At 70.0% G+C, this 20,259-nt stretch carries 19 protein-coding genes and 1 tRNA gene; 6 read left to right on the top strand and 14 right to left on the bottom strand.

Annotated features, from left to right (window positions below; all coding sequences use genetic code 11):
• The 5 genes from modA to fdhD all read left to right on the top strand — a co-directional run bounded on the left by modA (position 1) and on the right by fdhD (position 5,224).
• On the top strand, positions 1 to 750 hold the full coding sequence (modA, locus tag ABL843_RS24420; protein WP_418117637.1) for a molybdate ABC transporter substrate-binding protein: 750 nt from the start codon (positions 1 to 3) through the stop codon (positions 748 to 750).
• Positions 747 to 1,538 carry an ABC transporter ATP-binding protein gene (locus ABL843_RS24415; RefSeq protein WP_184642509.1) on the top strand — a complete coding sequence of 264 codons (792 nt, stop codon included), beginning with the start codon at positions 747 to 749 and terminating at the stop codon, positions 1,536 to 1,538. The genes modA and ABL843_RS24415 overlap by 4 nt, the downstream gene beginning before the upstream one ends.
• A gap of 86 nt (positions 1,539 to 1,624) precedes the next feature.
• Positions 1,625 to 3,985, top strand: a complete 2,361-nt coding sequence (locus ABL843_RS24410) for an FdhF/YdeP family oxidoreductase (RefSeq protein ID WP_418117636.1) — start codon at positions 1,625 to 1,627, stop codon at positions 3,983 to 3,985.
• Entirely contained in the window at positions 3,982 to 4,269 is a 288-nt protein-coding gene (locus ABL843_RS24405) for a hypothetical protein (protein ID WP_126024758.1), read from the top strand. Before ABL843_RS24410 ends, ABL843_RS24405 begins: the two co-directional genes overlap by 4 nt.
• A gap of 31 nt (positions 4,270 to 4,300) precedes the next feature.
• Positions 4,301 to 5,224 carry a formate dehydrogenase accessory sulfurtransferase FdhD gene (gene fdhD / locus ABL843_RS24400; protein WP_418117635.1) on the top strand — a complete coding sequence of 308 codons (924 nt, stop codon included), beginning with the start codon at positions 4,301 to 4,303 and terminating at the stop codon, positions 5,222 to 5,224.
• On the opposite strand, the gene mnmH is transcribed toward fdhD, so the two are convergent.
• The 5 genes from mnmH to ABL843_RS24375 are packed head-to-tail and all read right to left on the bottom strand — an operon-like array spanning position 5,152 to position 9,622.
• Positions 5,152 to 6,228 (bottom strand): tRNA 2-selenouridine(34) synthase MnmH, encoded by a 1,077-nt coding sequence (gene mnmH / locus ABL843_RS24395; protein ID WP_418117634.1) that lies wholly within the window; start codon positions 6,226 to 6,228, stop codon positions 5,152 to 5,154. The genes fdhD and mnmH overlap by 73 nt on opposite strands.
• A gap of 44 nt (positions 6,229 to 6,272) precedes the next feature.
• Positions 6,273 to 7,076 (bottom strand): phosphonate ABC transporter, permease protein PhnE, encoded by an 804-nt coding sequence (phnE, locus tag ABL843_RS24390; protein ID WP_418117633.1) that lies wholly within the window; start codon positions 7,074 to 7,076, stop codon positions 6,273 to 6,275.
• Positions 7,073 to 7,900: a PhnE/PtxC family ABC transporter permease gene (locus ABL843_RS24385; RefSeq protein WP_418117632.1), complete on the bottom strand. Its 828-nt coding sequence runs from the start codon at positions 7,898 to 7,900 to the stop codon at positions 7,073 to 7,075. Before ABL843_RS24385 ends, phnE begins: the two co-directional genes overlap by 4 nt.
• Entirely contained in the window at positions 7,897 to 8,724 is an 828-nt protein-coding gene (locus tag ABL843_RS24380; protein WP_418117630.1) for a phosphonate ABC transporter ATP-binding protein, read from the bottom strand. The genes ABL843_RS24385 and ABL843_RS24380 overlap by 4 nt, the downstream gene beginning before the upstream one ends.
• A gap of 40 nt (positions 8,725 to 8,764) precedes the next feature.
• The gene (locus ABL843_RS24375) at positions 8,765 to 9,622 is read right to left on the bottom strand and encodes a putative selenate ABC transporter substrate-binding protein (RefSeq protein ID WP_369661040.1); all 858 of its coding nucleotides are present in this window, start codon (positions 9,620 to 9,622) and stop codon (positions 8,765 to 8,767) included.
• Positions 9,623 to 9,696: 74 nt separating this feature from the next.
• Here ABL843_RS24375 and selD point away from each other — a divergent pair, with 74 nt between their 5' ends.
• Positions 9,697 to 10,764, top strand: a complete 1,068-nt coding sequence (gene selD, locus ABL843_RS24370) for a selenide, water dikinase SelD (RefSeq protein WP_418117629.1) — start codon at positions 9,697 to 9,699, stop codon at positions 10,762 to 10,764.
• An 84-nt stretch (positions 10,765 to 10,848) separates the two neighbouring features.
• On the opposite strand, the gene ABL843_RS24365 is transcribed toward selD, so the two are convergent.
• The 9 genes from ABL843_RS24365 to fdxH all read right to left on the bottom strand — a co-directional run bounded on the left by ABL843_RS24365 (position 10,849) and on the right by fdxH (position 20,250).
• Positions 10,849 to 10,941 (bottom strand) — tRNA-Sec (locus ABL843_RS24365).
• A 17-nt stretch (positions 10,942 to 10,958) separates the two neighbouring features.
• Positions 10,959 to 12,866 carry a selenocysteine-specific translation elongation factor gene (selB, locus tag ABL843_RS24360; protein WP_418117628.1) on the bottom strand — a complete coding sequence of 636 codons (1,908 nt, stop codon included), beginning with the start codon at positions 12,864 to 12,866 and terminating at the stop codon, positions 10,959 to 10,961.
• Positions 12,867 to 12,879: 13 nt separating this feature from the next.
• Positions 12,880 to 14,070 carry a ferritin-like domain-containing protein gene (locus tag ABL843_RS24355; RefSeq protein WP_418117627.1) on the bottom strand — a complete coding sequence of 397 codons (1,191 nt, stop codon included), beginning with the start codon at positions 14,068 to 14,070 and terminating at the stop codon, positions 12,880 to 12,882.
• Positions 14,036 to 14,896 (bottom strand): phosphate/phosphite/phosphonate ABC transporter substrate-binding protein, encoded by an 861-nt coding sequence (locus tag ABL843_RS24350; protein WP_418117626.1) that lies wholly within the window; start codon positions 14,894 to 14,896, stop codon positions 14,036 to 14,038. Before ABL843_RS24350 ends, ABL843_RS24355 begins: the two co-directional genes overlap by 35 nt.
• 16 nt (positions 14,897 to 14,912) lie before the next feature.
• A complete protein-coding gene (locus ABL843_RS24345) occupies positions 14,913 to 16,028 on the bottom strand; it encodes an acyl-CoA dehydrogenase family protein (RefSeq protein ID WP_418117625.1) in 1,116 nt (371 codons plus the stop codon).
• 34 nt (positions 16,029 to 16,062) lie between these two features.
• Entirely contained in the window at positions 16,063 to 17,511 is a 1,449-nt protein-coding gene (gene selA / locus ABL843_RS24340) for an L-seryl-tRNA(Sec) selenium transferase (protein ID WP_418117624.1), read from the bottom strand.
• A 115-nt stretch (positions 17,512 to 17,626) separates the two neighbouring features.
• On the bottom strand, positions 17,627 to 18,634 hold the full coding sequence (gene fdhE, locus ABL843_RS24335; protein WP_418117623.1) for a formate dehydrogenase accessory protein FdhE: 1,008 nt from the start codon (positions 18,632 to 18,634) through the stop codon (positions 17,627 to 17,629).
• A 10-nt stretch (positions 18,635 to 18,644) separates the two neighbouring features.
• On the bottom strand, positions 18,645 to 19,268 hold the full coding sequence (locus ABL843_RS24330) for a formate dehydrogenase subunit gamma (protein WP_418117622.1): 624 nt from the start codon (positions 19,266 to 19,268) through the stop codon (positions 18,645 to 18,647).
• 13 nt (positions 19,269 to 19,281) lie between these two features.
• Positions 19,282 to 20,250 (bottom strand): formate dehydrogenase subunit beta, encoded by a 969-nt coding sequence (gene fdxH / locus ABL843_RS24325; RefSeq protein ID WP_184640979.1) that lies wholly within the window; start codon positions 20,248 to 20,250, stop codon positions 19,282 to 19,284.
• Positions 20,251 to 20,259: the final 9 nt, after the last annotated feature.

Genomic DNA, 20,259 nt, shown 5'->3' with positions numbered 1-20,259 from the left:
ATGCGTCCGTTCCGTCTCTTGTCCCTCGTCGTCGCGCTCGCATTGCCGCTGGCCGCCTCGGCCCAGCAGATCACAGTGTCCGCCGCCGCGAGCCTGACGGATGCGTTCAAGGAGATCGGACCCAAGTTCGAAGCCGCCAAGGCCGGCGCCTCGGTGCGCTTCAACTTCGCCGCCTCGGGCGTGCTGCTGCAGCAGATCGGCCAGGGCGCGCCGGTGGACGTGTTCGCCAGCGCCGACCAGGAAACCATGAACCGCGGCGTCGAGCAGAAGGCCATCGATGCCGCCACGCGCAAGGACTTCGTCACCAACAGCCTGGTGCTCATCGAGCCCGCGAAGGAGGGCTTGGGCCTGAAGTCGCTGCAGGACCTGGGCGGCGCCGGGGTCAGGAAGATCGCCGTGGGCAAGGTCGCGACCGTGCCGGTCGGCCGCTACACCAGGCAGGTGCTCGACAACGCCAACCTCTGGACCGCGCTGGAGCCCAAGTTCGTGCAGGCCGACAGCGTGCGCCAGGTGCTCGACTACGTGAGCCGCGGCGAGGCTGAGGCCGGCTTCGTCTACCGCACCGACGCGGCCATCGCCGGCGACAAGGTGAAGATCGCCTTCACGCCCACCGGCCACACGCCCGTGACCTACCCGATCGCCGTGGTCGCCGAAAGCAGGCAGAAGGCGCTGGCCGGCGACTTCATCGCCTTCCTCTCGACGCCCGCCGCCCAGGAAGTGCTCGCGCGCTACGGATTCGGCAAGCCATGATCGATGTCGATCTGAAGCTCACGGTGGCCGACGGCCGCCGGCGCTTCGATCTCGCAGTGCGTTTCGCGACGGACGTACCCTTTGCCGCGCTCTACGGCCCGTCGGGTGCGGGCAAGTCGCTCACGCTGCAGGCCATCGCCGGCCTGCTGCATCCCAGCTCGGGCCACGTGCGGCTCGACGGCCGCACGCTGTATGACTCGGCCCAGGGCATCGACGTGCCCGCGCCGGCGCGGCGCATCGGCTATCTCTTCCAGGACTACGCACTGTTCCCGCATCTCAGCGTGCGCGAGAACGTCTCCTTCGGCTTGACCGCATGGCATCGCCGCAGGCCCGCCGCGAAGGACGCCGAGCGCGTCCATGCCCTGCTCGAAAGCTTCGGCCTCGCCGCGCTGGCCGACAGCCGCCCCCAGAACCTCTCGGGCGGCCAGCGCCAGCGCGTCGCGCTGGCCCGCGCCCTGGCCTGCGAGCCGCAGGTGCTGTTGCTCGACGAGCCCTTCGCCGCCCTCAACCCCATGCTGCGCGCCGAACTGCGCGAGGAACTCGCCCAGGTGCGCAGGCAGTGGGGCATTCCGGTGCTGATGATCACGCACGACATCGAGGACGTGCTCGCCCTGGCCGACGTGGCCTTCGTCTACAGCGAAGGCCGGGTGGTCCGCGAGATCGACCTGCACAACGCCGAGAGCCGCGATGTCGCGCTGCACGAGGCGGCCGGTGCTCGCCTCGCGGAAGACACGCCGCTGCGGCGCAAGCTGAGGGGGCTGCTGATGAGGGACACCCGCGGAGTCTGAGGCGGCTGGCTTCATTTCCTTTTTGAATCGCCGCATGTCCCGATTCAATTTGACGCTCCAGCGGCCCGCGGCGAACACTCGCTCGCATGAGCAGCGAGCAGAAGATCGAGTTTTACAAGGGCCCGGCGGGCGGCTGGGGCGCATTGCGCAGCGTGACGAATGCGCTGCTGCGGCAGGACATTCCGATCAAGGGCGCGAAGACGCTGCTCTCGGCCAACCAGCCTGACGGTTTCGATTGCCCGGGCTGCGCCTGGCCCGACCGCAACCACGCCTCCACCTTCGAGTTCTGCGAGAACGGCGTGAAGGCCGTGGCCGCCGAGGCCACCGCGCGCCGCGCAGGCCCCGAGCTGTTCGCGAAGCACACGGTGGCCGAACTGGCCGGGCAGAGCGACTTCTGGCTCGAAGACCAGGGCCGGCTCACCCACCCGATGGCCTACGACGCTGCGAGCGACAAGTACGTGCCGATCGAATGGGACGACGCCTTCGCGCGCATCGCCCGGCACCTGAACGCGCTGCCCGACCCCGACCAGGCCATCTTCTACACCTCGGGCCGGGCCAGCAACGAAGCGGCCTTCCTGTACCAGCTCTTCGTGCGCGAGTACGGCACCAACAATTTTCCCGACTGCTCGAACATGTGCCACGAGCCCAGCGGCAGCGGCATGCGCCCGCAGCTCGGCGTGGGCAAGGGCACGGTCACACTCGACGACTTCGAGAAGGCCGACGCGATCTTCATCTTCGGCCAGAACCCCGGCACCAACCACCCGCGCATGCTCGGCGAGCTGCGCGCGGCGTCGAAGCGCGGTGCGCGCATCGTGAGCTTCAACCCGCTGCGCGAGCGCGGCCTTGAGCGCTTCGCCGACCCGCAGGACAAGCTGGAGATGGCGACCCTGGGCTCCACGCCCATCAGCACGCACTACTTCCAGCTGCGCGTGGGCGGCGACTTCGCCGCCATCAAGGGAATGATGAAGCACGTCATCGAGCGCGAGGACGAGGCCGTGGCACGCGGCGAGCCTTCGGTGCTCGACCATGCATTCATCGCCGAGCACACCACCGGCTTCGATGCACTGGCGGCCGACCTGCGCGCCGAGCAGTGGGACATCCTGGTGCGCGAATCGGGCCTGAGCGAGGAACAGATTCGCGCTGCGGCCGACGTCTACCTGGGCGCCGAGCGCGTCATCGCCTGCTGGGGCATGGGCATCACGCAGCACCAGCATTCGGTGGCCACGATCCAGATGATCGGCAACCTGCTCATGATGCGCGGCAACATGGGCCGCGAGGGCGCGGGCGCCTGCCCGGTGCGCGGACACAGCAACGTGCAGGGCGACCGCACGATGGGCATCTGGGAGAAGCCGCCCGCCGCGCTGCTCGACCGCCTGCAGAAGGTGTTCGGCTTCGAGCCGCCGCGCCGCAACGGCGTCGATACCGTCGAGGCGATCCAGTCGATGCTCGACGGCAAGGGCAAGGTCTTCTTCGCGCTCGGCGGCAACTTCGCGGCCGCCACGCCCGACACCTACCAGACCTGGAAGGCGCTGAAGCAGTGCGAGCTCACGGTGCACGTGACCACCAAGCTCAACCGCAGCCACGTGATCCACGGGCGCGAAGCGCTGATCCTGCCGTGCCTGGGCCGCACCGAGATCGACATGCAGGCCGGCGGCCAGCAGGGCGTGACGGTGGAAGACTCCATGAGCATGGTGCACATCTCCATGGGCATCAACCCGCCCGCGTCGGAGCACCTGCTGTCAGAGCCGGCCATCGTCGCGCGGCTCGCCGCGGCCACGCTGGGCGCGCGCAGCAACACGCCGTGGCTGTGGCTCATCGAGGACTATTCGCGCATCCGCGACAAGATCGAAGCCGTGTTCGACGACTTCAAGGACTTCAACGCCCGCGTGGCGCACCCCGGCGGCTTCCGCCTGCGCAACACCGCGAACGAGCGCGTGTGGAACACCTCGTCGAAGAAGGCCGTGTTCTTCACGCATGCCGTGCCGCTGGACACGCCTTCGCACCGTGCCCGGGCACGATTCGCGAAAAAGGGCGACACCATCGTCTTCACGTTGCTGACCACGCGCTCGCACGACCAGTACAACACCACCATCTACGGCATGGACGACCGCTACCGCGGCGTGTTCGGCCAGCGCCGCGTGGTCTTCATCAACAAGGAAGACATCCGCGCGCTCGGCCTGAAGGACGGCGACTGGGTCGACATCCAGACCGTGTGGAACGACGGCCAGGAGCGCCGCGCCGACCGGTTCAAGCTGGTGGCCTACGACATCCCGCGCGGCAACATCGCGGCCTACTACCCCGAGACCAATCCGCTGGTGCCGCTGTCGGCCGTGGCCGAGAACGCCGGCACGCCGACTTCCAAGTCCATTCCCGTGGTGCTGGTGCCGCACGAGCTGCCGATCCAGAAACTGGCGGAGGACGAGGCAGACGGCATGGTGGCGGCATGAGTGCGTTGCTGCAGGACAGCCTGTCGGTGGCCATCCTGCGCATGCTCGCGCAGGAGCCCGACGGCACGGGCGTCTCGCTGCCGCGCCTGGGCAAGCGGCTGGGCCAGGGTGCCAGCGTGCTGATGCGCCGGCTCACGATGATGGGCGATGCCGCCATCGGCGGCGTGCGCGGCCCGGGCTGGGTGCGCGTGGTGCAGCAAGACGACCGCTGGGTCGCGCACCTGCTCGAAGCCGGGCGGGCGCAGGTGGGAACACTTCCTCCCGAAGACGAGAACCGCGACTGAGCCGACAATGGCTCGACCAGCCGGAGCCCCCATGTCGAAGCCAGATCACGACGATTCCGAAGACACCCTGCCGCCGCTGTCGCGGCACGCCGTGCGCGTGTTCGGCGAGCGAGGCGTCGCGCCCGAAGGCGAGCTGCGCGACGACATCCTTGCTGCCGAGGTGCCGGTGGCACTGGTGTTCAACGGCGTCTCGCACGCGGTGATGATGGCCACCCCGCAGGACATGGATGCCTTCGCACTCGGCTTCGCGCTGAGCGAGGGCATCCTCGACACCGCCGCCGACTGCCGCGGCATCGACGTGCGCACCGTCGATGCTTCCGAAGCCGGCCTACCCGCCGGCATGCCCGGCATCGAGGTACAGCTCGAGATTTCCACGCGCAGCTTCGAGCGCCTGAAGGACCGCCGCCGCAGCCTCGCGGGCCGCACCGGCTGCGGCGTGTGCGGCGTCGAGAGCTTCGCGGGGCTCGACCTGTCTCCGCAGCCCGTGCCCCGGCGCGACTGGATCGAACGCATCGACCTGCCCACCGTGCTGCGCGCCTTCGCGGGCATGCCGCCGCGCCAGGTGTTCAACGCCGAGGCAGGTGCGATCCACGCGGCCGCATGGGCCACCGTCGACGGCGAACTCACCGACCTGATGGAAGACGTCGGCCGCCACAACGCGCTCGACAAGCTCATCGGCAGCCTCGCACGCGCGAACCGCCTGCAGGAGCCGGGCTTCGTGCTGATGTCCAGCCGCGGCAGCCACGAACTCGTGCGCAAGTGCGCGCGCGTGGGCATCGCGTCGATGGCGACCATCTCCGCGCCGACCGCCATGGGCGTGCGCATGGCCGAGCTGTGCGGCCTGCGGTTCTGGGGGCTGTGCCGCGCGCCGCGGGGCGTGCTTTATGCCGATGGGCTGGGCGGGGCGGTTCTTTCGAGCGCCAGCACCGCATCGGCTACCACTTCGATCCCCTGATCCGAAAGATCGCCGGCCGCCACGCGCTGCCGCTGCGCCCAGGCGCGGAAATGCAGCTCCTGCGACTTCAGATAGTGCGGGTCGTAATGCAGCGCCATCAGCTCCGCGAACAGATGCGGTAGATCCGCCTCATGCGCCCACTGCTGCCAGCGCGAGACGGTCTCCTTGCCCTGCAGTTCCTTGAGCGCGCCCAGCCTGTCGGCCAGCGCGTCCCGGTCATCACCCAGATAGGCGTAGTCGCGCAGCAGATAAGCCAGCCGTGCCTCGGGCGGGGCTGCCACCTCGATACATGGCGCGGCGCGCATTTGCGCCACCAGCGGCAGCGGCAGCGACAGCCGCCCGATGCGGATGCTCTCGCCCTCCACGTATAGCGGGCGCGAGAGGTCGACGGTCTCGAGCACCGCCGCGATGCGCGTCTCGAAGTGCTTCTGTGAAGGCTGCGCCACGCCCGGCAGCGAACCGAGCAGCGAACCCTTGTGGCGGGCGAAATCTTCCAGGTCGAGCACCTGTGCGCCGCGCGCGGCCAGCGCGTGCAGCACCCGGGTCTTGGCGCTCCCGGTGGCGCCGCAGATCACGCGCAGGTCGAGCTTCGGGGTCAGCGTATCGATCTGCGAGATGACGTGCCGGCGAAAGCTCTTGTAGCCGCCGGCGAGCTGCTGGGCGTCCCAGCCGACGAGGCGCAGCCAGGTGACCATCGAGCCGCTGCGCATGCCGCCGCGCCAGCAGTAGACCAGCGGCTTCCAGTTCTCGGGCCGGTCGGCCAGCGTCTCGCGCAGGTGCCTGGCGATGTTGGCCGCCACCATCGCGCCGCCGATGCGCCGCGCCTCGAAGGCGCCGGTCTGCACGTAGACGGTGCCGACGATGTGGCGCTCCTCGTCGTTCAGCACCGGGCAGTTGATGGCGCCCGGGATGTGGTCGAGCGCGAACTCGGCCGGCGAGCGGGCGTCGATCAGCGTGTCGAAGGCGTGGCGGTCGGCCACCCGCACGGGCTGGCGATGACTCATGGCAAAAGGAACCTCATGCCCCCGATTGTCGGTGACAGGGGCGATCAGGCGTAGGCTGGCCCGAGCCCCTTGCGCAAGCGAGCGCTGGCAAAGTCCACCAGCGTGACCAGCACGAACATCGCGATCAGCACCGTCATCGCCTGCTGCTGCTGGAAGATCGACAGGTGGAAGTACAGCAGCTGCCCCAGTCCGCCACCGCCCACGAAGCCCAGCACGGCGGCCATGCGGATGTTCATTTCCCAGCGGTAGAGCGTGTAGGCCACCCACTGCGGCAGCACCAGCGGCAGGCTGGCGTAGCTGAAGGCAGTGACTGCATTCGCGCCCGACAGCGTCAGCGCCTGCTCGGGCTCGCGCGGCGCGTTCTCCAGCGCTTCGGCGAAGAGGCGCCCAAGCACGCCCGTGGTGTGCAGCGACAGCGCCAGCGCACCCGCGAAGGGGCCGATGCCGGCGGCCAGCACCATCAGCGCAGCCCACACCAGCTCGGGCACGCTGCGCAGGAAGTTGAGCGCAAAGCGTGCGGCATGGCGTGGCGGCCAGCCTGCGCGGCCCGATGCGGGCAAGGCCAGCACCGCGCCCGCGAGCGCGGCCAGCACGGTGCCGAGGGCCGATACCGCCAGCGTCTGCAGGGCGCCGGTGCCCGCCTTGGCGAGGAAGTCGGGCGAGAGGTCCGGCGGGAAGAACTCCACGATGAACTTGCCCATGAGACGCAGCGACTCCATCGAACCGAGCGCGCGGTAGTCGATGCCCAGGTAGGCGAAGCTCGCGACCACCGCCGTGCCGATCAGCAGCAGGGCGATGCGGCAGCGCCAGCACGGCGCCGGGCGCGGAGGCAGCGTCTTCGTCGTCATGCCAAGAGCCTCCGCAGCGCGCTGCTCAGCAGGTCGGCCAGCAGCACCAGCGCCAGGAACACCAGCAGGATGCTGCTGGCTTCGCCGCCGTTGAGCATCTTCATCGACTGGTCCATCAGCTGCCCGAGGCCGCCCGCGCCCACGAAGCCCATCACCACCGAGGCGCGCACCGCGCATTCCCAGCGGTAGACGGTGTACGAGGCCAGCTCCTGCGCAGTGTTCGGCAGCAGGCCGTAGCACAGCGCCGCGAGCCGGCCGCTGCCGCCTTCGAGCAGGGCGCGGGCCGGGCGCGTGTCGGCCGATTCGAGGATCTCCGCGTAGACCTTGCCCAGCATGCCGCCGTAGGTGATGGCCAGCGCCAGCACACCCGAGGCCGGCCCGAGCCCGAGCGCGCGCACGAAGAGCAGCGCCCAGACGATCTCCGGAATCGCCCGCAGCACCATCAGCAGCCAGCGCGCGGCCTGCCGCACGACGCCGGCCTGCACCCGGCCCGGCCCCGGCCCGATGCGCGAGATGGACAGCGCGCGCGTCGTCACGAAGCCCAGCGGCGCGCCGATCAGCAATGCGAGGGCAGTGCCGGCCGTGGCCATGGCCAGCGTCTCCAGCGTGGCCTTGAAGAGCAGGGCGAGAAAGGCCGGCGAGCCATCGGGCGGAAAGAAGCCCGCCAGGAAGCCGCCGATGACCGCGAGATTGCCGCTGCCGAACAGCGCCCACGGCTTGAACTCGGACAGCGCCAGCATCGGCCATGCGATGACCAGCACGGCGGTCCATGCAGCCAGCCGGCGCGCGGCGTGCGGATCGCGCAAAGCTGCGGCCGTGCTCAAGGGCAGTCCGGCCGGTGGAAGGCCGCCTCCACTACCGCGACTGTTGCGGCATCCGCCGGCAGCGGTCGTTGCGTCGCGATGCCGCCTTCGCTCGCGTAGAGCGCATCGAGCATCCCGGGCGTGACCTGTGCGGCCGGCAGGTCGAACATCACCGCGCCGCCGCGCATGCCGACGATGCGCGGAAACCAGCGCAGCGCCAGGTCCACCGCGTGCAGCGAGGCCATCAGCGTGGCGCCTGTCGATTCGCTCTGCGCGACGAGCTGGCCGATGGCCGCGTCGGCCAGCGTGGGGTCGAGCGCGGACACGGGCTCGTCCGCCAGCAGCAGCGCCGGCCGCTGGTACAGCACGCGCGCGATGCCCACGCGCTGCAGCTGACCGCCGGAGAGCCGGTCGCAGCGCTCGAAGAGCCGCTCCTCCATGCCCAGCCGCGCGAGCGCCTCGTGCGCGCCGGCGATGTCCGATGGATGGAAAAGCGAGCCCAGCGCGCGCAGCGTCGACCACTCGCCGAGGCGCCCCGCGAGCACGGCGGTGACCACGCGCAGCCTCGGCGCAATGGGCGGCGACTGGTGCACGGTGCCGATGCTGGCGCGCAGCTTCTTCAGCGCTGCGGCCGGCAGTTGCCAAGGCCTGGTGCCCAGCGCCTGCACCTCGCCCTCGGTGGGCCGCAGCGCCGCGCCGAGCACGCGCAGCAGCGTGGTCTTGCCGGCGCCCGAGGGCCCGATGACGGCGATGCGTTCGCCGTCGCGCGCGGACAGCGTCACGCCGGCCAGGGCGCGCTGGCCGTTGGGGTGGATCACGCCGACGGCGTCCAGGGCGAAGCTCATGCCGGCTGGCTTTCGAGGGCCGAACCCGCCTCCGGACAAATCACTTGATCAGGCCGGCCGACTTGCCTGCCGTCTCGATCCCGTCGTAGTTCGACGACTTGGTCGGGATGAACTTGCTCGCGCGCTGCAGCGCCATGATTTCCTTGTGCGCCGGGTTGGCCGGGTCGAGCTTGAGGAAGGCGTCGGTCAGCTTCTTCGTGACCGCGGGGTCGAGGCCGGGGCGCACCGTCCAGTTGTAGTCGTAGTAGGTCGGCGTGGTGGCCAGCACGCGCACCTTGGCGGCGTTGGGGTTCTTTGCCTCCACCAGCTTGTCCCACACCGACGCGTTGAGCACGCCGGCCTCGGCGCGCGAGGCGGCCACGAAGGCCACGGTGGCGTCGTGCGCGCCCGAGAACGCGACGGTCTTGAAGTCCTTCTCGGGGTTGATGCCAGCCTGCAGCAGGAAGTAGCGCGGCATCAGGCTGCCCGAGGTGGAGGAGGGCGCGCCGAAGGCGAAGGTCTTGCCCTTCAGGTCGGCCAGCGTCTTGGCGGTGCTGTCAACCGGCACGATGAACTTGCTGGTGAACACCTCGTCCTCCGCGCGCTGCACGATGGGCACCGCGCCGCCGTTGGTGCGGATGCGCGCCTGCACGAAGGTGAATCCGCCGAGCCAGGCCAGGTCGATCTTATTGGTGGCCAGGCCCTCGACCACGGCGGCGTAGTCGGTCACGGGCGTGAACTGCACGTCCATGCCGGTTTCCTTCTTGAGATAGTCGCCCAGCGGCGTGAACTTGCGCTGAAGCTCGGTGGGCGCTTCGTCGGGAATGGCCGAGACGCGCAGCACGCCCTGCGCGAAGGCGCCGGCGCCTGCGGCGCAGAAGCTCAGGGCAAGGGCCAGTCGGGTGAGTGTCTTTTTCATGGATGCGCCTCGGAGGCTTGCGGTTTTGGAAAGGACGGGATTGTAGAAAGCGGGCCCGATTCGATAATCGCGCCATGAACCCGACTCTCATGAACCCGCTCGCGCCCCTGCGCCTCACGAGCTTTTCGCATGGTGGCGGCTGCGGCTGCAAGATCGCGCCAGGCGTGCTGTCGCAGATCCTGAAGGACCAGGCCGGCGGGCTGATTCCGCCCGAGCTCATGGTGGGCATCGAGACCGCCGACGACGCGGCCGTCTACCGGCTCAACGACCAGCAGGCGCTGATCGCGACCACCGACTTCTTCATGCCCATCGTCGACGACCCGTACGAGTTCGGCCGCATCGCCGCGACCAACGCGATCAGCGACGTGTACGCGATGGGCGGGCGCCCGATCATGGCGCTGGCGCTCGTGGCCATGCCGATCAACCAGCTGCCGGTGGAGGTCATCGCCGAGATCGTGCGCGGTGGGCAGGACGTGTGCCGCGCGGCCGGCATCCCGATTGCGGGCGGCCACACCATCGATTCGGTCGAGCCGATCTACGGCCTCGTCGCCATGGGCCTGGTGCACCCTGAGCGCGTGCGCCGCAACGCCGACGCGAAGGCCGGCGACGTGCTCGTGCTGGGCAAGCCGCTGGGCGTGGGCGTGCTCTCCGCCGCGCTCAAGAAGGAACAGCTCTCCGAGACCGGCTACCGCCAGCTCATCGAAAGCACGACCAAGCTCAATACGCCCGGCATCGCGCTTTCGGCGCTCGGCGGCGTGCACGCGCTGACCGACGTCACCGGTTTCGGCTTGGCCGGCCACACGCTCGAACTGGCGCGCGGCGCGAAGCTCAGGGCCGTCGTCGAATGGTCGAAGGTGCCGCTGCTGGAGAACGTGCTGGCCATGGCCGCCGAAGGCTTCGTCACCGGCGCCTCCGGCCGCAACTGGGCCGGCTACGGCGCCGAAGTGAGCCTCGCGCCCGGACTGCACGCCACCACGCAGAACCTGCTGAGCGACCCGCAGACCTCGGGCGGCCTGCTCGTGAGCTGCGCGCCCGATGCGGTCGATGCGGTGCTGAAGGTCTTCCATGACGAGGGCTTCTCGCGCGCGGCCGTCATCGGCCGTGTGGAAGCCGGCCAGCCTTCGCTGCACGTGGTGCCCTGAAGAGGCGGTTCTACGCCGGCTCGTCGAGTCGGCAGTCGCCGTCGCAAGCTCGGATCGCGCAGCAGGCGAATGCCCGCTCGACGGCGGAAGGGGGAAGGAGTCGAACCTTCCCGGCGACGACTGGCGCCACCAACCGGGTTTGAAGCCCGGCCGCCCCACCAGGGACGATCCCCTCCCATGATCTGCTTCGTCGTTCAAGGCTTCGCCCCGAACAGCGACGTATCCGGCCGCAGCAGGTGCGTGTCCTTCACGCGCCGCGTGTAACCCACACGATCGAAGAATTCCAGCAACTGGATCGCACGCTTGCGCCCCAGCCCGGTCGCGTCCCTGAAGCTCGCGGCCTCCAGGCCTGCGGGCCCGTCGAGGCAATCGCGCGCGATCGCCGCAAGGCGCTCCACGGTCGCCAGCGGATAGTACAGGTCCTTCACCACCTGGAAGGTCTCGCCGCGCCGTGCGAGGCTCGCGAGCGTCTGCCGCACCATCGCCTCGCTCGCCGCGCAGTCCTTCGCCAGGTCGCGCACCCATGGCGGATCGAAGCCGCCATCGGCAAGCCTGGGCAGCAGCTTCTGCGCGAGCTTCTGCTCGGCTTCGTTGAGGCGTGCGGCGTGGTCCGGCAGATGCAGCCATGTGCCGCTGCGCACTAGCGTGCCGCGCGCGACCAGCTCGTCGAGCGCATGGCGCCAGAGCGCGTCGTCGGTGCGCGGCCCGGCCAGGCGCTTGAGGCGGCGGGCGTCGGGGCCGACCTCGTCGGGCGCGGTGCGATGGAAATCCGCAAGGCGCTCGGCGATCTGTTCTTCGAGCGCCCCCAGGTGCGACCGAGCGATCGCCGTATGGCCGATGCGCACCGCGTCGGCAGGCAGCGGCAGCGCTTCTTCGTCGGCCAGCGAGAGCGCACGCACCACCTGCGCGGTGTCGATGCCCATCGGCGCGTTGTGCAGCAGCGCGGTCACGCGGGCAGCGCGGTCGTCGATGGCCCATGCCGCCAGCGTGCGCAGCCGCTCGGGCGTGCGCCGATAGCGCACCGGCGCGAAGGGATCGAGCACGTGCACGCCCGCCACCGTGCGCGTGGCCGAGGCATCGCGCAGCACGCCGCGGTCGCCGTGCCATGCGCCTACGGGTTCGCGCAGCACCAGCTGGGCCAGCGCGGTCTCGCCGGGCGCGAGCGCGTCGCGGTCGAGCAGCGCGACCGATGCCATCACGTCGCTCGCGCCCAGGTGCGCATGCACCGTCGCACCCGAGCGCAGCGGCTTCGCCTCGTCGGGCCACAGCGTGAGCAGCACGTCGATGCGCGCCGAGGCGAGCGCGACGGACTGCGCGCAGACCCACTCGCCGCGATGCACCTCGTCCTTGCCGATGCCGGCCAGCGCGAGCGCGCAGCGTTGACCCGCATGAGCCGATTCGGCCTGCTGGTTCTGCGCATGGATGCCGCGCACGCGCACCGTGCGGCTGCCCGGCGCGATGCGCAGCTCGTCGCCGATACGCACCGTGCCGCTGAAGACCGTGCCGGTGACGACGGTGCCCACGCCGGAGAGGCTGAACGACCGGTCCACCGCGAGCCGGAAGGCCAGGTCGTCTTCTCGCGCGCGCTCCTGGCGCGCCACGTCGAGCAGCCGCTCGCGCAGCGCATCGATGCCTTCGCCCGTCGTCGCAGATACCGCCAGCATCGGGGCACCGGCCAGCGGCGTGGGCGCTAGCAGGGCAGCGATGCCGGCCCGCACCTCCGCGAGCCGCGCCTCGCGCACGCCGGCATCGATGCGGTCGATCTTGGTGATAGCCACCGTCGCCGAGCGAACGCCCAGCAGCGCCACCACCGCGAAATGCTCGCGCGTCTGCGGCATCACGCCGTCGTCGGCCGCGATCACCAGCAGCGCATGGTCGATGCCGGTCGCGCCGGCCAGCATGGTGTGCAGCAGGCGCTCGTGGCCCGGCACGTCGACGAAGCCCAGCGACACGCCGTCGGGCGCGTGCAGGTACGCGTAGCCGAGTTCGATGGAAATGCCGCGCCGCTTCTCCTCGGGCAGGCGGTCGGTGTCCACGCCGGTGAGCGCGCGCACCAGCGTGGTCTTGCCGTGGTCGATGTGGCCTGCGGTGCCGATGATCATCGTGGGTGTGCCGTCACATGAAGTTGCGGGTGTGCAGCTCGGCGAGGCGCTGCGCCTCGTCGTGCCCGAAGCCCAGCCGCGAGAGCCGCGCCCGTCGCCCGGCCGCCATGTCGCGTTGCAGCTGCTGCACAGCCGCGTGGCCGCGTGCGACGGCAGCGGGCGAAAGCTCGCCGGCCGCGAGCAGCACCAGCGCGTCGAACACTTCCTCGTTGAGGCCCGCCGTGCCGGCCAGCGTGTCGTAGCGAAGCTCGATGGCGTTGCGCAGCCGCACCTGGTAGTCGGGCTGCACCGAGAGCCGGTATTCCAGGTGCGCCATGCCGAAGGCGACGTGGCGCGCCTCGTCGCGTGCGGCGAGCCGCGCGATCTGCCGGGTCACCGGGTCGGGTGCGTGCGCATGCAAAAAGTTGAGCAGGTTCACGAAGCTGCCTTCGCCGAGCACGGCCAGCAGGAAGGTGGCAATAGAGAAATCGGGCGCGTCGAACAGCGTGCGCAGCGAAGCCTGCCCGCCCGCGGTCGAGAGCGCGGGCCGGTGGCCGCGCAGCGTGGCGCGCCGGGTGAAGACTTCGACATGCCGCGCCTCGTCGGCGCACTGCAGCGCCAGCAGCTGCAGCACCTCGCGGAAATGCGGATGGATCTGCCCCAGGTGGCGTGCCGGCACCAGCAGCGCGGCGTTCTCGTTCTCGATGAGGTACGTCATCACCTGCACGACTGCAGCCTCGACGGCGTCCGGCAGCTCGAAGGGCGCGTCCCAGTCGATGGCGGTGGCCGGGTCCCACTGGGCCGCGGCCGCCTGCCTGTAGAGCTCGCCGGCCGTCGCGGCCCAGAGTTCGTCGCGGCGGTGCAGCGCGAAGAAGAAGGGCGGGCTGCCGGCTTCCACCGTGGCACCGCGCGCGGCCAGGCCCCAGCCGGAAGCGGCATCTTCGGCGGGGGCATCGTCGGCGCTGCCGGTCGTTTGCGCGCCGAGCCAGCGGCCCTCGGCATGCGGGCCGCGCGTGACCACTGCATCTTCTGCCTCGAAGCGCAGCGCATGCCCCTGGCTCCGGCACCAGGCCTCCAGGTGCATGCGCCAGTCCGGCGAGCGTCCGCGCACGCGCAGCTCGCCGCGCACCGGCCGTTCGGCCAGTGCGCGGCGGATGAGCAGCAGGGCGCCCTGGTCGAGGCCCAGCGACTCAATATCGATAGTCGGGATTGGTGATGCGGCCATCGCCGTCGTAGAAACCTTCGTCGTCCACCGCGCGTTCGAGCAGCGCATAGCCGCTGGTGCGGCCGGTGCGCCATTCGCGCAGTCCTTCGAGCTCGAGCAGCGGGCGCACCTGCGGGTCGTCCCAGCGCATCGCCATCAGCAGCGAGACGAAGCGGTCGACCAGCGCCCCCGGCGCGCCGGGGCTGGTAGTGAAGTTGCAGTGGTCGTAGGCGCCGGTGCGCGCCACTACGCGGGTGCTGCCCGGCGGCAGCGTGCCGTCGAGGCCGAAGGCCAGGTGGTTGCCGTCGATCAGGCAGCAGGCGTCGATTTCGCCCGCCATCAGCGCCAGCGCCGCGTCGCGCTCGCCGCCGATGTGATCGCCGTGCTTGCCGCCGAGCACGTCGAAGTAGCGAGCCTCGAAGTCGCGCTGCTTCACCAGGCCTTCGCTGCGCAGGTGGTCGAGCGGGATCAGCGTGGCCTGCGGCGAATCGAGCGCGCCGAGGCCGACGGTCTTGCCGCGCAGGTCTGTCAGCGACTGCACGGGGCTGTCGGCGCGCACGACGATGGCCGAGCGAAGGTCGCAGTCGGTGTCGCGCATGGCCACGGCCTGCACCTTCAGGCCCCGGCTGCGCGCGATGCGCTCGGCGCGCACCCAGGCCAGCGGCGAGTTCCATGCGAGGTGCAGCGTGCCGTCGAACTGCGCCTCGACCTGGCTTTCGTAGTTCGAATACAGCACGTAGTCGAAGGCCAGGCCGTTCTTCGCGAAGAAGGCCTTGAAGCCTTCCCAGATGGTGACGACCTTGGGCGCGTAGGCCACGGCGCCCATGATCAGCGTGGGTTCGGGCATGGAGTCGATCCTTTCCTCAGAACAGCGGCAGGCCGGTGATGGCCTTGCCGATGAAGTCGTAGAGCACGTCGGAGGTCGGTGCCATCACGCTCGATGCGCGGGCGTCGCGGAAGAGGCGCTCGATGCCCGCCTCCTTGCGGAAGGCCGCGCCGCCGCACACGCGCATCGCGATGTCGGTGACTTCGAGCGCTGTCTCGGCCGCGGCTGCCTTCACCTCGAGCACGCGCAGCATGGTGTCGGCACGGCCCGCGCCGACGGCGGCGATGGTGTCGTCCAGCAGTGCCTGCGCCATGTCGGCCTTGATGCGCGCCTTCGCCAGGTAGGCGCGGATGGTGGGCAGGTCGGCCAGCGACGAATCGAGGTGCACGTGCCGCGTCTGGCTCACGTGGCCGATGGCGGCCTGCAGCGCGCCTTCCATCAGCCCGGTCGAGCAGGCGGCGCTGAGCACCGAGAACCACGGCAGCACCACGCCCATCATGGCGTCGAAGCCCTTGCCGTCCTCGCCGAGCCTGGCGCTCGCGGGAATGCGCACGTTGCTCGCTGTGATCGGCGTGGAGGCGTTGCCGCGCAGGCCCAGCCCGTCGAAGCGGCCGGGCTGGCCCAGGCCGTCGGACTTGGCATCGACCAGCCACAGCGTGCTGGCGCCTTCGGCGGCGAGCGGCTTGCTCGACCACACGTAGCTGTCGGCCTCGAAGGCGGATGTGACCCAGCTCTTGCGCGCATCGAGCACCACGTTGCCGCCGTCCGCGCGCGCGGTGCCGGTGGGGGCCCAGAAGTGGCTGCGCGAATCGGCCTCGGAAAAGGCCAGCGTGCTCAGGTGCGTGCCCTTGGCGATCGCGCGGCGCGTTTCCTCGGGGCCGAACTGTTCCAGCACTGCCGTGGCGCAGTAGTGCATGCACACGATCATCGCGGTGGAAGGGCAGGTCTGCGCGATGCGCGAGACCACCTGCGCGGCCTCCTTCAGGCCCAGGCCCTGGCCGCCGACCGACGCGGCCGAGACCAGCCCGAGCAGGCCGGCCTCGCCCAGCGCCGAGATCGTCTCTCGTGGAAAGCGTCCCTCGGCGTCGGTGCGCTGGGCCAGGGGCTTCAGCGTTTGCGTTTCGATACCGGCGAGCACGTCGAGGGGGTTCATCGCTTTCTCCAGGGAGGCGGTTGAGGGAATCGATCTACAGGAGGCGCTCGCGCAGGGTGGCGAGCTGGTCCGTGAACGGGGCGCTGTCTTCCAGGCAGCGCAGGTCGAGCAGCAGCCGGTCTTCGGCGACGCGGCCGATCACCGGCAACGGCAGGCCGCGCAGCGCGGTGGCGAGGGCATCGAGCGCGGTGCCGATGCCCTTCTTCGAGGTGCCGGCCGGTGCGATCGCAAGGCCCGCCGATGGCAGCCGCTCGACCGGCAGCGAGCCGGAGCCGATCTGCCCGAGCAGCGGCACCACTTCGACCGTGAAGCGCGGCGACACGGCCGCCTGCACCGGCTTGCACAGCGCCTGGGCCATCTCCCGGATCGCATCGGCGGGGCGGGTGAGCAGCCGCAGCGTCGGCAGGTCCTGCGCGAGGCGCTCGGGCCGCAGGTACAGCGACAGGGTGGCTTCGAGCGCCGCCAGCGGCAGCTTGCTCATGCGCAGCGCGCGCTTCATCGGGAACTTGCGGATGCGGCCGACGGCCTCCTTGCTTCCCACGATGAGGCCGGCCTGCGGGCCGCCCAGCAGCTTGTCGCCCGAGAAGGTGACCACGTCGCAACCGGCGGCGAGCATCTCCTGCGGCAGCGGCTCTCGTGGCAGCCCGTAGCGCGCGAGGTCGATGAGCGAGCCGCTGCCCAGGTCGGTGGCCAGTGGCACGCCGCGCGCATGCGCGATGCCCGCGAGCATGGCCTCGTCTACGGCGGCGGTGAAGCCCTGCACCGCGTAGTTGCTGGTGTGCACCTTCATCACGAGGGCAGTGCGTTCGTTGATGGCGCGCTCGTAGTCCTGCGGATGCGTGCGGTTGGTGGTGCCGACCTCGACCATGCGCGCGCCGGCGCTGGCCATCACGTCGGGCATGCGGAAGGCGCCGCCGATCTCGACCAGCTCGCCGCGCGAGACGATCACTTCGCGCTCGCGCGCCAGCGCGGCGATGGTCAGCAGCACGGCGGCCGCGTTGTTGTTGACCACCGTGGCGGCCTCGGCGCCGGTGATGGTGCACATCAGCTCTTCGACCAGCGAGTCGCGGTCGCCGCGGCTGCCGGTGGCGAGGTCGTATTCGAGGTTGTTGGGCGATGTCATCACCGCGAGCAGCCGCTGCAGCGCAGCGTCGGCCAGCAATGCGCGGCCCAGGTTGGTGTGGATGACTGTGCCCGTGAGGTTCAGCACTGCCTTCATGCGCGACGCGAGGCGCGACTGGATGCGCGCGGCGAGCGCGCCGCCCAGTGCATCAGGCTGCACCTCCGCAGCGGCGAGCTTGCCCGCAACGGCTTTCGCGCGCAGGCCATCGAGCAGCCCGCGCGCCTCTTTCACCACGAGCGTATGGCCATGCTCGGCCAGCAAGGCGCCCGGCACGGCGAGGCGCAGCAATTGATCGACAGAAGGCAGATCCTGGGGCCTTGCCGTCGAGCCGTGGACCACGGACTCTTCGGGCATCGCCATCAGCCGCCTCCGCCGTCGTCGGGGGGGCGGCGCGCCCGGCCGCCCGAAGCGGCCGGCCTGCCCCCGGTAGGGGGTTGGCGGACCGACACGAAGTGCGGGAAGCCTGGGGGGGAGGTCATGTTTCGGGCTCGCCGAAAAGGAGCATCAGGTTGTGGCCGCTGCGCTGGTGGCCGGCTTCGGAGACGAGCAGGTCGAGCGTGACGCTCGCCAGATCGTCCGCGACGGGCTCGACCTCGGGGTCTTTCTCCATCACGACCTGCTTGAGGTAGTGGCCGCAGCTGTCGCAGCATTCGGCCTTCACTGCGCCCTCGCGCGCGCCGGTGGCGGGCAGTTCCACGCCGGGCTGCGGCGCCAGCGACTCGAAGTGGATGCCCTTGGTGCTTTCGCAGTGCGTGCACTTGATGCGCACGTAATGCCACTCGGTGCCGCACAGCGAGCAGTGCAGGTAGCGAAAGCCCGCCTCGTCGGCGCCGATACGCGTGATGCTCACGGTGGGCGCGCTGCCGCAGCAGGGGCATTCGTTGCCGGGATCGGTGCGGCCGTAGATGTTCTCGCCTGCGTGCGCGGCCACCTGCAGCACCAGATGCGTCCAGTAGGCCTGCAGCCCGGCGGCGATGAGCGGGGCGGCCGCGAGGTCGAGCCCGAACATGATGCGGCGCGAGAGCCGGTCGGCCTGCTGTTCGATCCATGCGTCGTCGGCGGCCACCACGTGGTCGAGCGTGTCGCGCGCCGGGCCTTCGGGCAGCCTGGCGCGGAAGAGGGCGAGCAGCCGGCGCAATTCCTTCAGCCACACCGCATCGCGCGTCCAGCCGAAGGCGGGCATCGGGGGCTTGAGCACCTTCGCGGCGGCTTCGAGCGCTTCGGTCTCGGGCAGCTCGACCGGCGCGTAGTCCTGCAGCACCTGGTGCTGCGCCTGCGCGAGGTCGGCGATGAAGATCAGGTACTCGCGCATCGGATGCGATGCCGCGAGCTGCCGCAGCCGGAGCTGCCGGTCGGAGAAGGCGAGGGCGCGCACCGGCAGGCGCAGGAACGGCATCTGCCGTCCGGCCTGCATCGCGATCTGCTCGGGCTCAAGGACGCGGGTGGTCCGGATCGGCGGTGGGCTGCCGGTGGAACTCGTCATCGGCGCAGTATCACTTACCTCGCGTCATTTTGCGATGCCACAGGGGGTGATTCAGCTTGGCCCATCCCTCCGTAACCGTGCCTCGCGTCATCGCGCGCAGCGTACCTTTGACCCAGATGGCGGCGTAGATGTGCGTGATGACCGAGAGGATCAGCACCACGGCCGAGGCCGCGTGCACCACCACTGCGATGCGCCGCACGAGGATCGGGAAGAAGCCGACGAACCACGGGCTCCAGAACATGAAGCCCGTCACCAGCAACAGCAGCAGGCTGATGCCGAAGGCCCAGAACACCAGCTTCTGGCCGGCGTTGTACTTGCCCACGGCCGGCATGCCCGACTTGTCTCCCTTGAGCATCTTCGGCGCGTTGGCGAGCCAGTCGCGATCGCTGCGGTCGAGCATGTTCTCTCGCCACATCGTGAAGAACAGGAACACGAAGCCCAGCACCATCAGCAGGCCCATGAAGGGATGCAGGATGCGCGTCCATGGCCCGCCGCCGAAGAGAGCGCTCAAAAAGAAGAGGCTCGGGTGGAAGAAGGCCAAGCCCGAGAGCGCCGCCGCGAAGAACATGATCGCGACGAACCAGTGGTTCATGCGCGTGGCGTCGCGGTAGCGGCGAAGGTAATAGCGTGTCATCGCGTTCTTCTCCTCATACGCGGGGTGCGGTGGGGGGCGTCGAAGAGGTGGAGGCCGGCGGCTCCTCGATCACCACCACGTCGTCGGGCCTGCCGTCGCGGTCGGCGTCGGGGTGGTCTTCCTTGGGCTCGATGGGGCCGGTCTTCATGTAGTGGAAGAAGCTGCCCACCACGGCGCCGATCATGGCGACCATGGCGAGCGGCTTTGCCACGCCCTTCCACAGCGACACCAGCGGGCTGATGTGCGGGTCCTTCGGCAGGTCGGCGTAGAGTTGCGGCCGGTCGGCGTGCTGCAGGACGTACATCACGTGCGTGCCGCCCACGCCCGCCGGGTCGTACACGCCGGCGTTGGCGAAACCGCGCTCCTTCAGGTCGACGATGCGCTCCGAGGCGTACTCGTGCATGTCTTCCTTGGTGCCGAAGTGCAGCGCGCCGGTGGGGCAGGCTTTCACGCAGGCCGGTTCCAGGCCCACGCCCACGCGGTCGGAGCACAGCGAGCACTTGTAGGCCTTGTTGTCGGCCTTGCTGATGCGCGGCACGTCGAAGGGGCAGCCGGTGACGCAGTTGCCGCAGCCCACGCAATGCTCGCTGATGAAGTCGACGATGCCGTTGGCGTACTTGACGATCGCGCCTGGCGCCGGGCACGACTTCAGGCAGCCCGGGTCGTCGCAGTGCATGCAGCCGTCCTTGCGGATCAGCCATTCGAGCTTGCCGGCCTCGGGCTCCACCTCGGAGAACTTCATCACCGTCCAGGAGGCGGGCGTGAGGTCGACCGGGTTGTCGTAAGTGCCATGCGTGGTGCCGACCTCGTCGCGCAGGTCGTTCCACTGCATGCACGCGACCTGGCAGGCCTTGCAGCCGATGCAGGCCGACACGTCGATCAGCTTCGCGACCGGCTGCACCTGCGGGCGGTGACGGATCTCCGGCGACGGCGTGGTCGTGGCCGAGCGGGCGGCGATGTCGAGGGTCTGGAGGGAGGACATCTCAGCGGC

Source organism: Variovorax sp. 350MFTsu5.1 (assembly GCF_048302515.1).
GTDB classification, from domain to species: Bacteria; Pseudomonadota; Gammaproteobacteria; order Burkholderiales; family Burkholderiaceae_C; genus Variovorax; species Variovorax guangxiensis.
The sequence above is the reverse complement of the archived record's forward strand: the minus strand, read 5'-3'. Positions and strand labels throughout refer to the sequence as shown.

What these genes read in the sequence shown, in the direction of transcription:
- fdhE (WP_418117623.1), bottom strand. Translation starts at nt 18,634, where the DNA reads ATGACGAGTTCCACCGGCAGCCCACCGCCGATCCGGACCACCCGCGTC.
- ABL843_RS24410 (WP_418117636.1), top strand. Translation starts at nt 1,625, where the DNA reads ATGAGCAGCGAGCAGAAGATCGAGTTTTACAAGGGCCCGGCGGGCGGC.
- ABL843_RS24375 (WP_369661040.1), bottom strand. Translation starts at nt 9,622, where the DNA reads ATGAAAAAGACACTCACCCGACTGGCCCTTGCCCTGAGCTTCTGCGCC.
- mnmH (WP_418117634.1), bottom strand. Translation starts at nt 6,228, where the DNA reads ATGAGTCATCGCCAGCCCGTGCGGGTGGCCGACCGCCACGCCTTCGAC.
- ABL843_RS24345 (WP_418117625.1), bottom strand. Translation starts at nt 16,028, where the DNA reads ATGAACCCCCTCGACGTGCTCGCCGGTATCGAAACGCAAACGCTGAAG.
- ABL843_RS24380 (WP_418117630.1), bottom strand. Translation starts at nt 8,724, where the DNA reads ATGAGCTTCGCCCTGGACGCCGTCGGCGTGATCCACCCCAACGGCCAG.
- selB (WP_418117628.1), bottom strand. Translation starts at nt 12,866, where the DNA reads ATGATCATCGGCACCGCAGGCCACATCGACCACGGCAAGACCACGCTG.
- selA (WP_418117624.1), bottom strand. Translation starts at nt 17,511, where the DNA reads ATGGCGATGCCCGAAGAGTCCGTGGTCCACGGCTCGACGGCAAGGCCC.
- ABL843_RS24330 (WP_418117622.1), bottom strand. Translation starts at nt 19,268, where the DNA reads ATGACACGCTATTACCTTCGCCGCTACCGCGACGCCACGCGCATGAAC.
- modA (WP_418117637.1), top strand. Translation starts at nt 1, where the DNA reads ATGCGTCCGTTCCGTCTCTTGTCCCTCGTCGTCGCGCTCGCATTGCCG.
- fdxH (WP_184640979.1), bottom strand. Translation starts at nt 20,250, where the DNA reads ATGTCCTCCCTCCAGACCCTCGACATCGCCGCCCGCTCGGCCACGACC.
- ABL843_RS24350 (WP_418117626.1), bottom strand. Translation starts at nt 14,896, where the DNA reads ATGCCCGAACCCACGCTGATCATGGGCGCCGTGGCCTACGCGCCCAAG.
- ABL843_RS24355 (WP_418117627.1), bottom strand. Translation starts at nt 14,070, where the DNA reads ATGGCCGCATCACCAATCCCGACTATCGATATTGAGTCGCTGGGCCTC.
- phnE (WP_418117633.1), bottom strand. Translation starts at nt 7,076, where the DNA reads ATGACGACGAAGACGCTGCCTCCGCGCCCGGCGCCGTGCTGGCGCTGC.
- ABL843_RS24415 (WP_184642509.1), top strand. Translation starts at nt 747, where the DNA reads ATGATCGATGTCGATCTGAAGCTCACGGTGGCCGACGGCCGCCGGCGC.
- selD (WP_418117629.1), top strand. Translation starts at nt 9,697, where the DNA reads ATGAACCCGACTCTCATGAACCCGCTCGCGCCCCTGCGCCTCACGAGC.
- fdhD (WP_418117635.1), top strand. Translation starts at nt 4,301, where the DNA reads ATGTCGAAGCCAGATCACGACGATTCCGAAGACACCCTGCCGCCGCTG.
- ABL843_RS24405 (WP_126024758.1), top strand. Translation starts at nt 3,982, where the DNA reads ATGAGTGCGTTGCTGCAGGACAGCCTGTCGGTGGCCATCCTGCGCATG.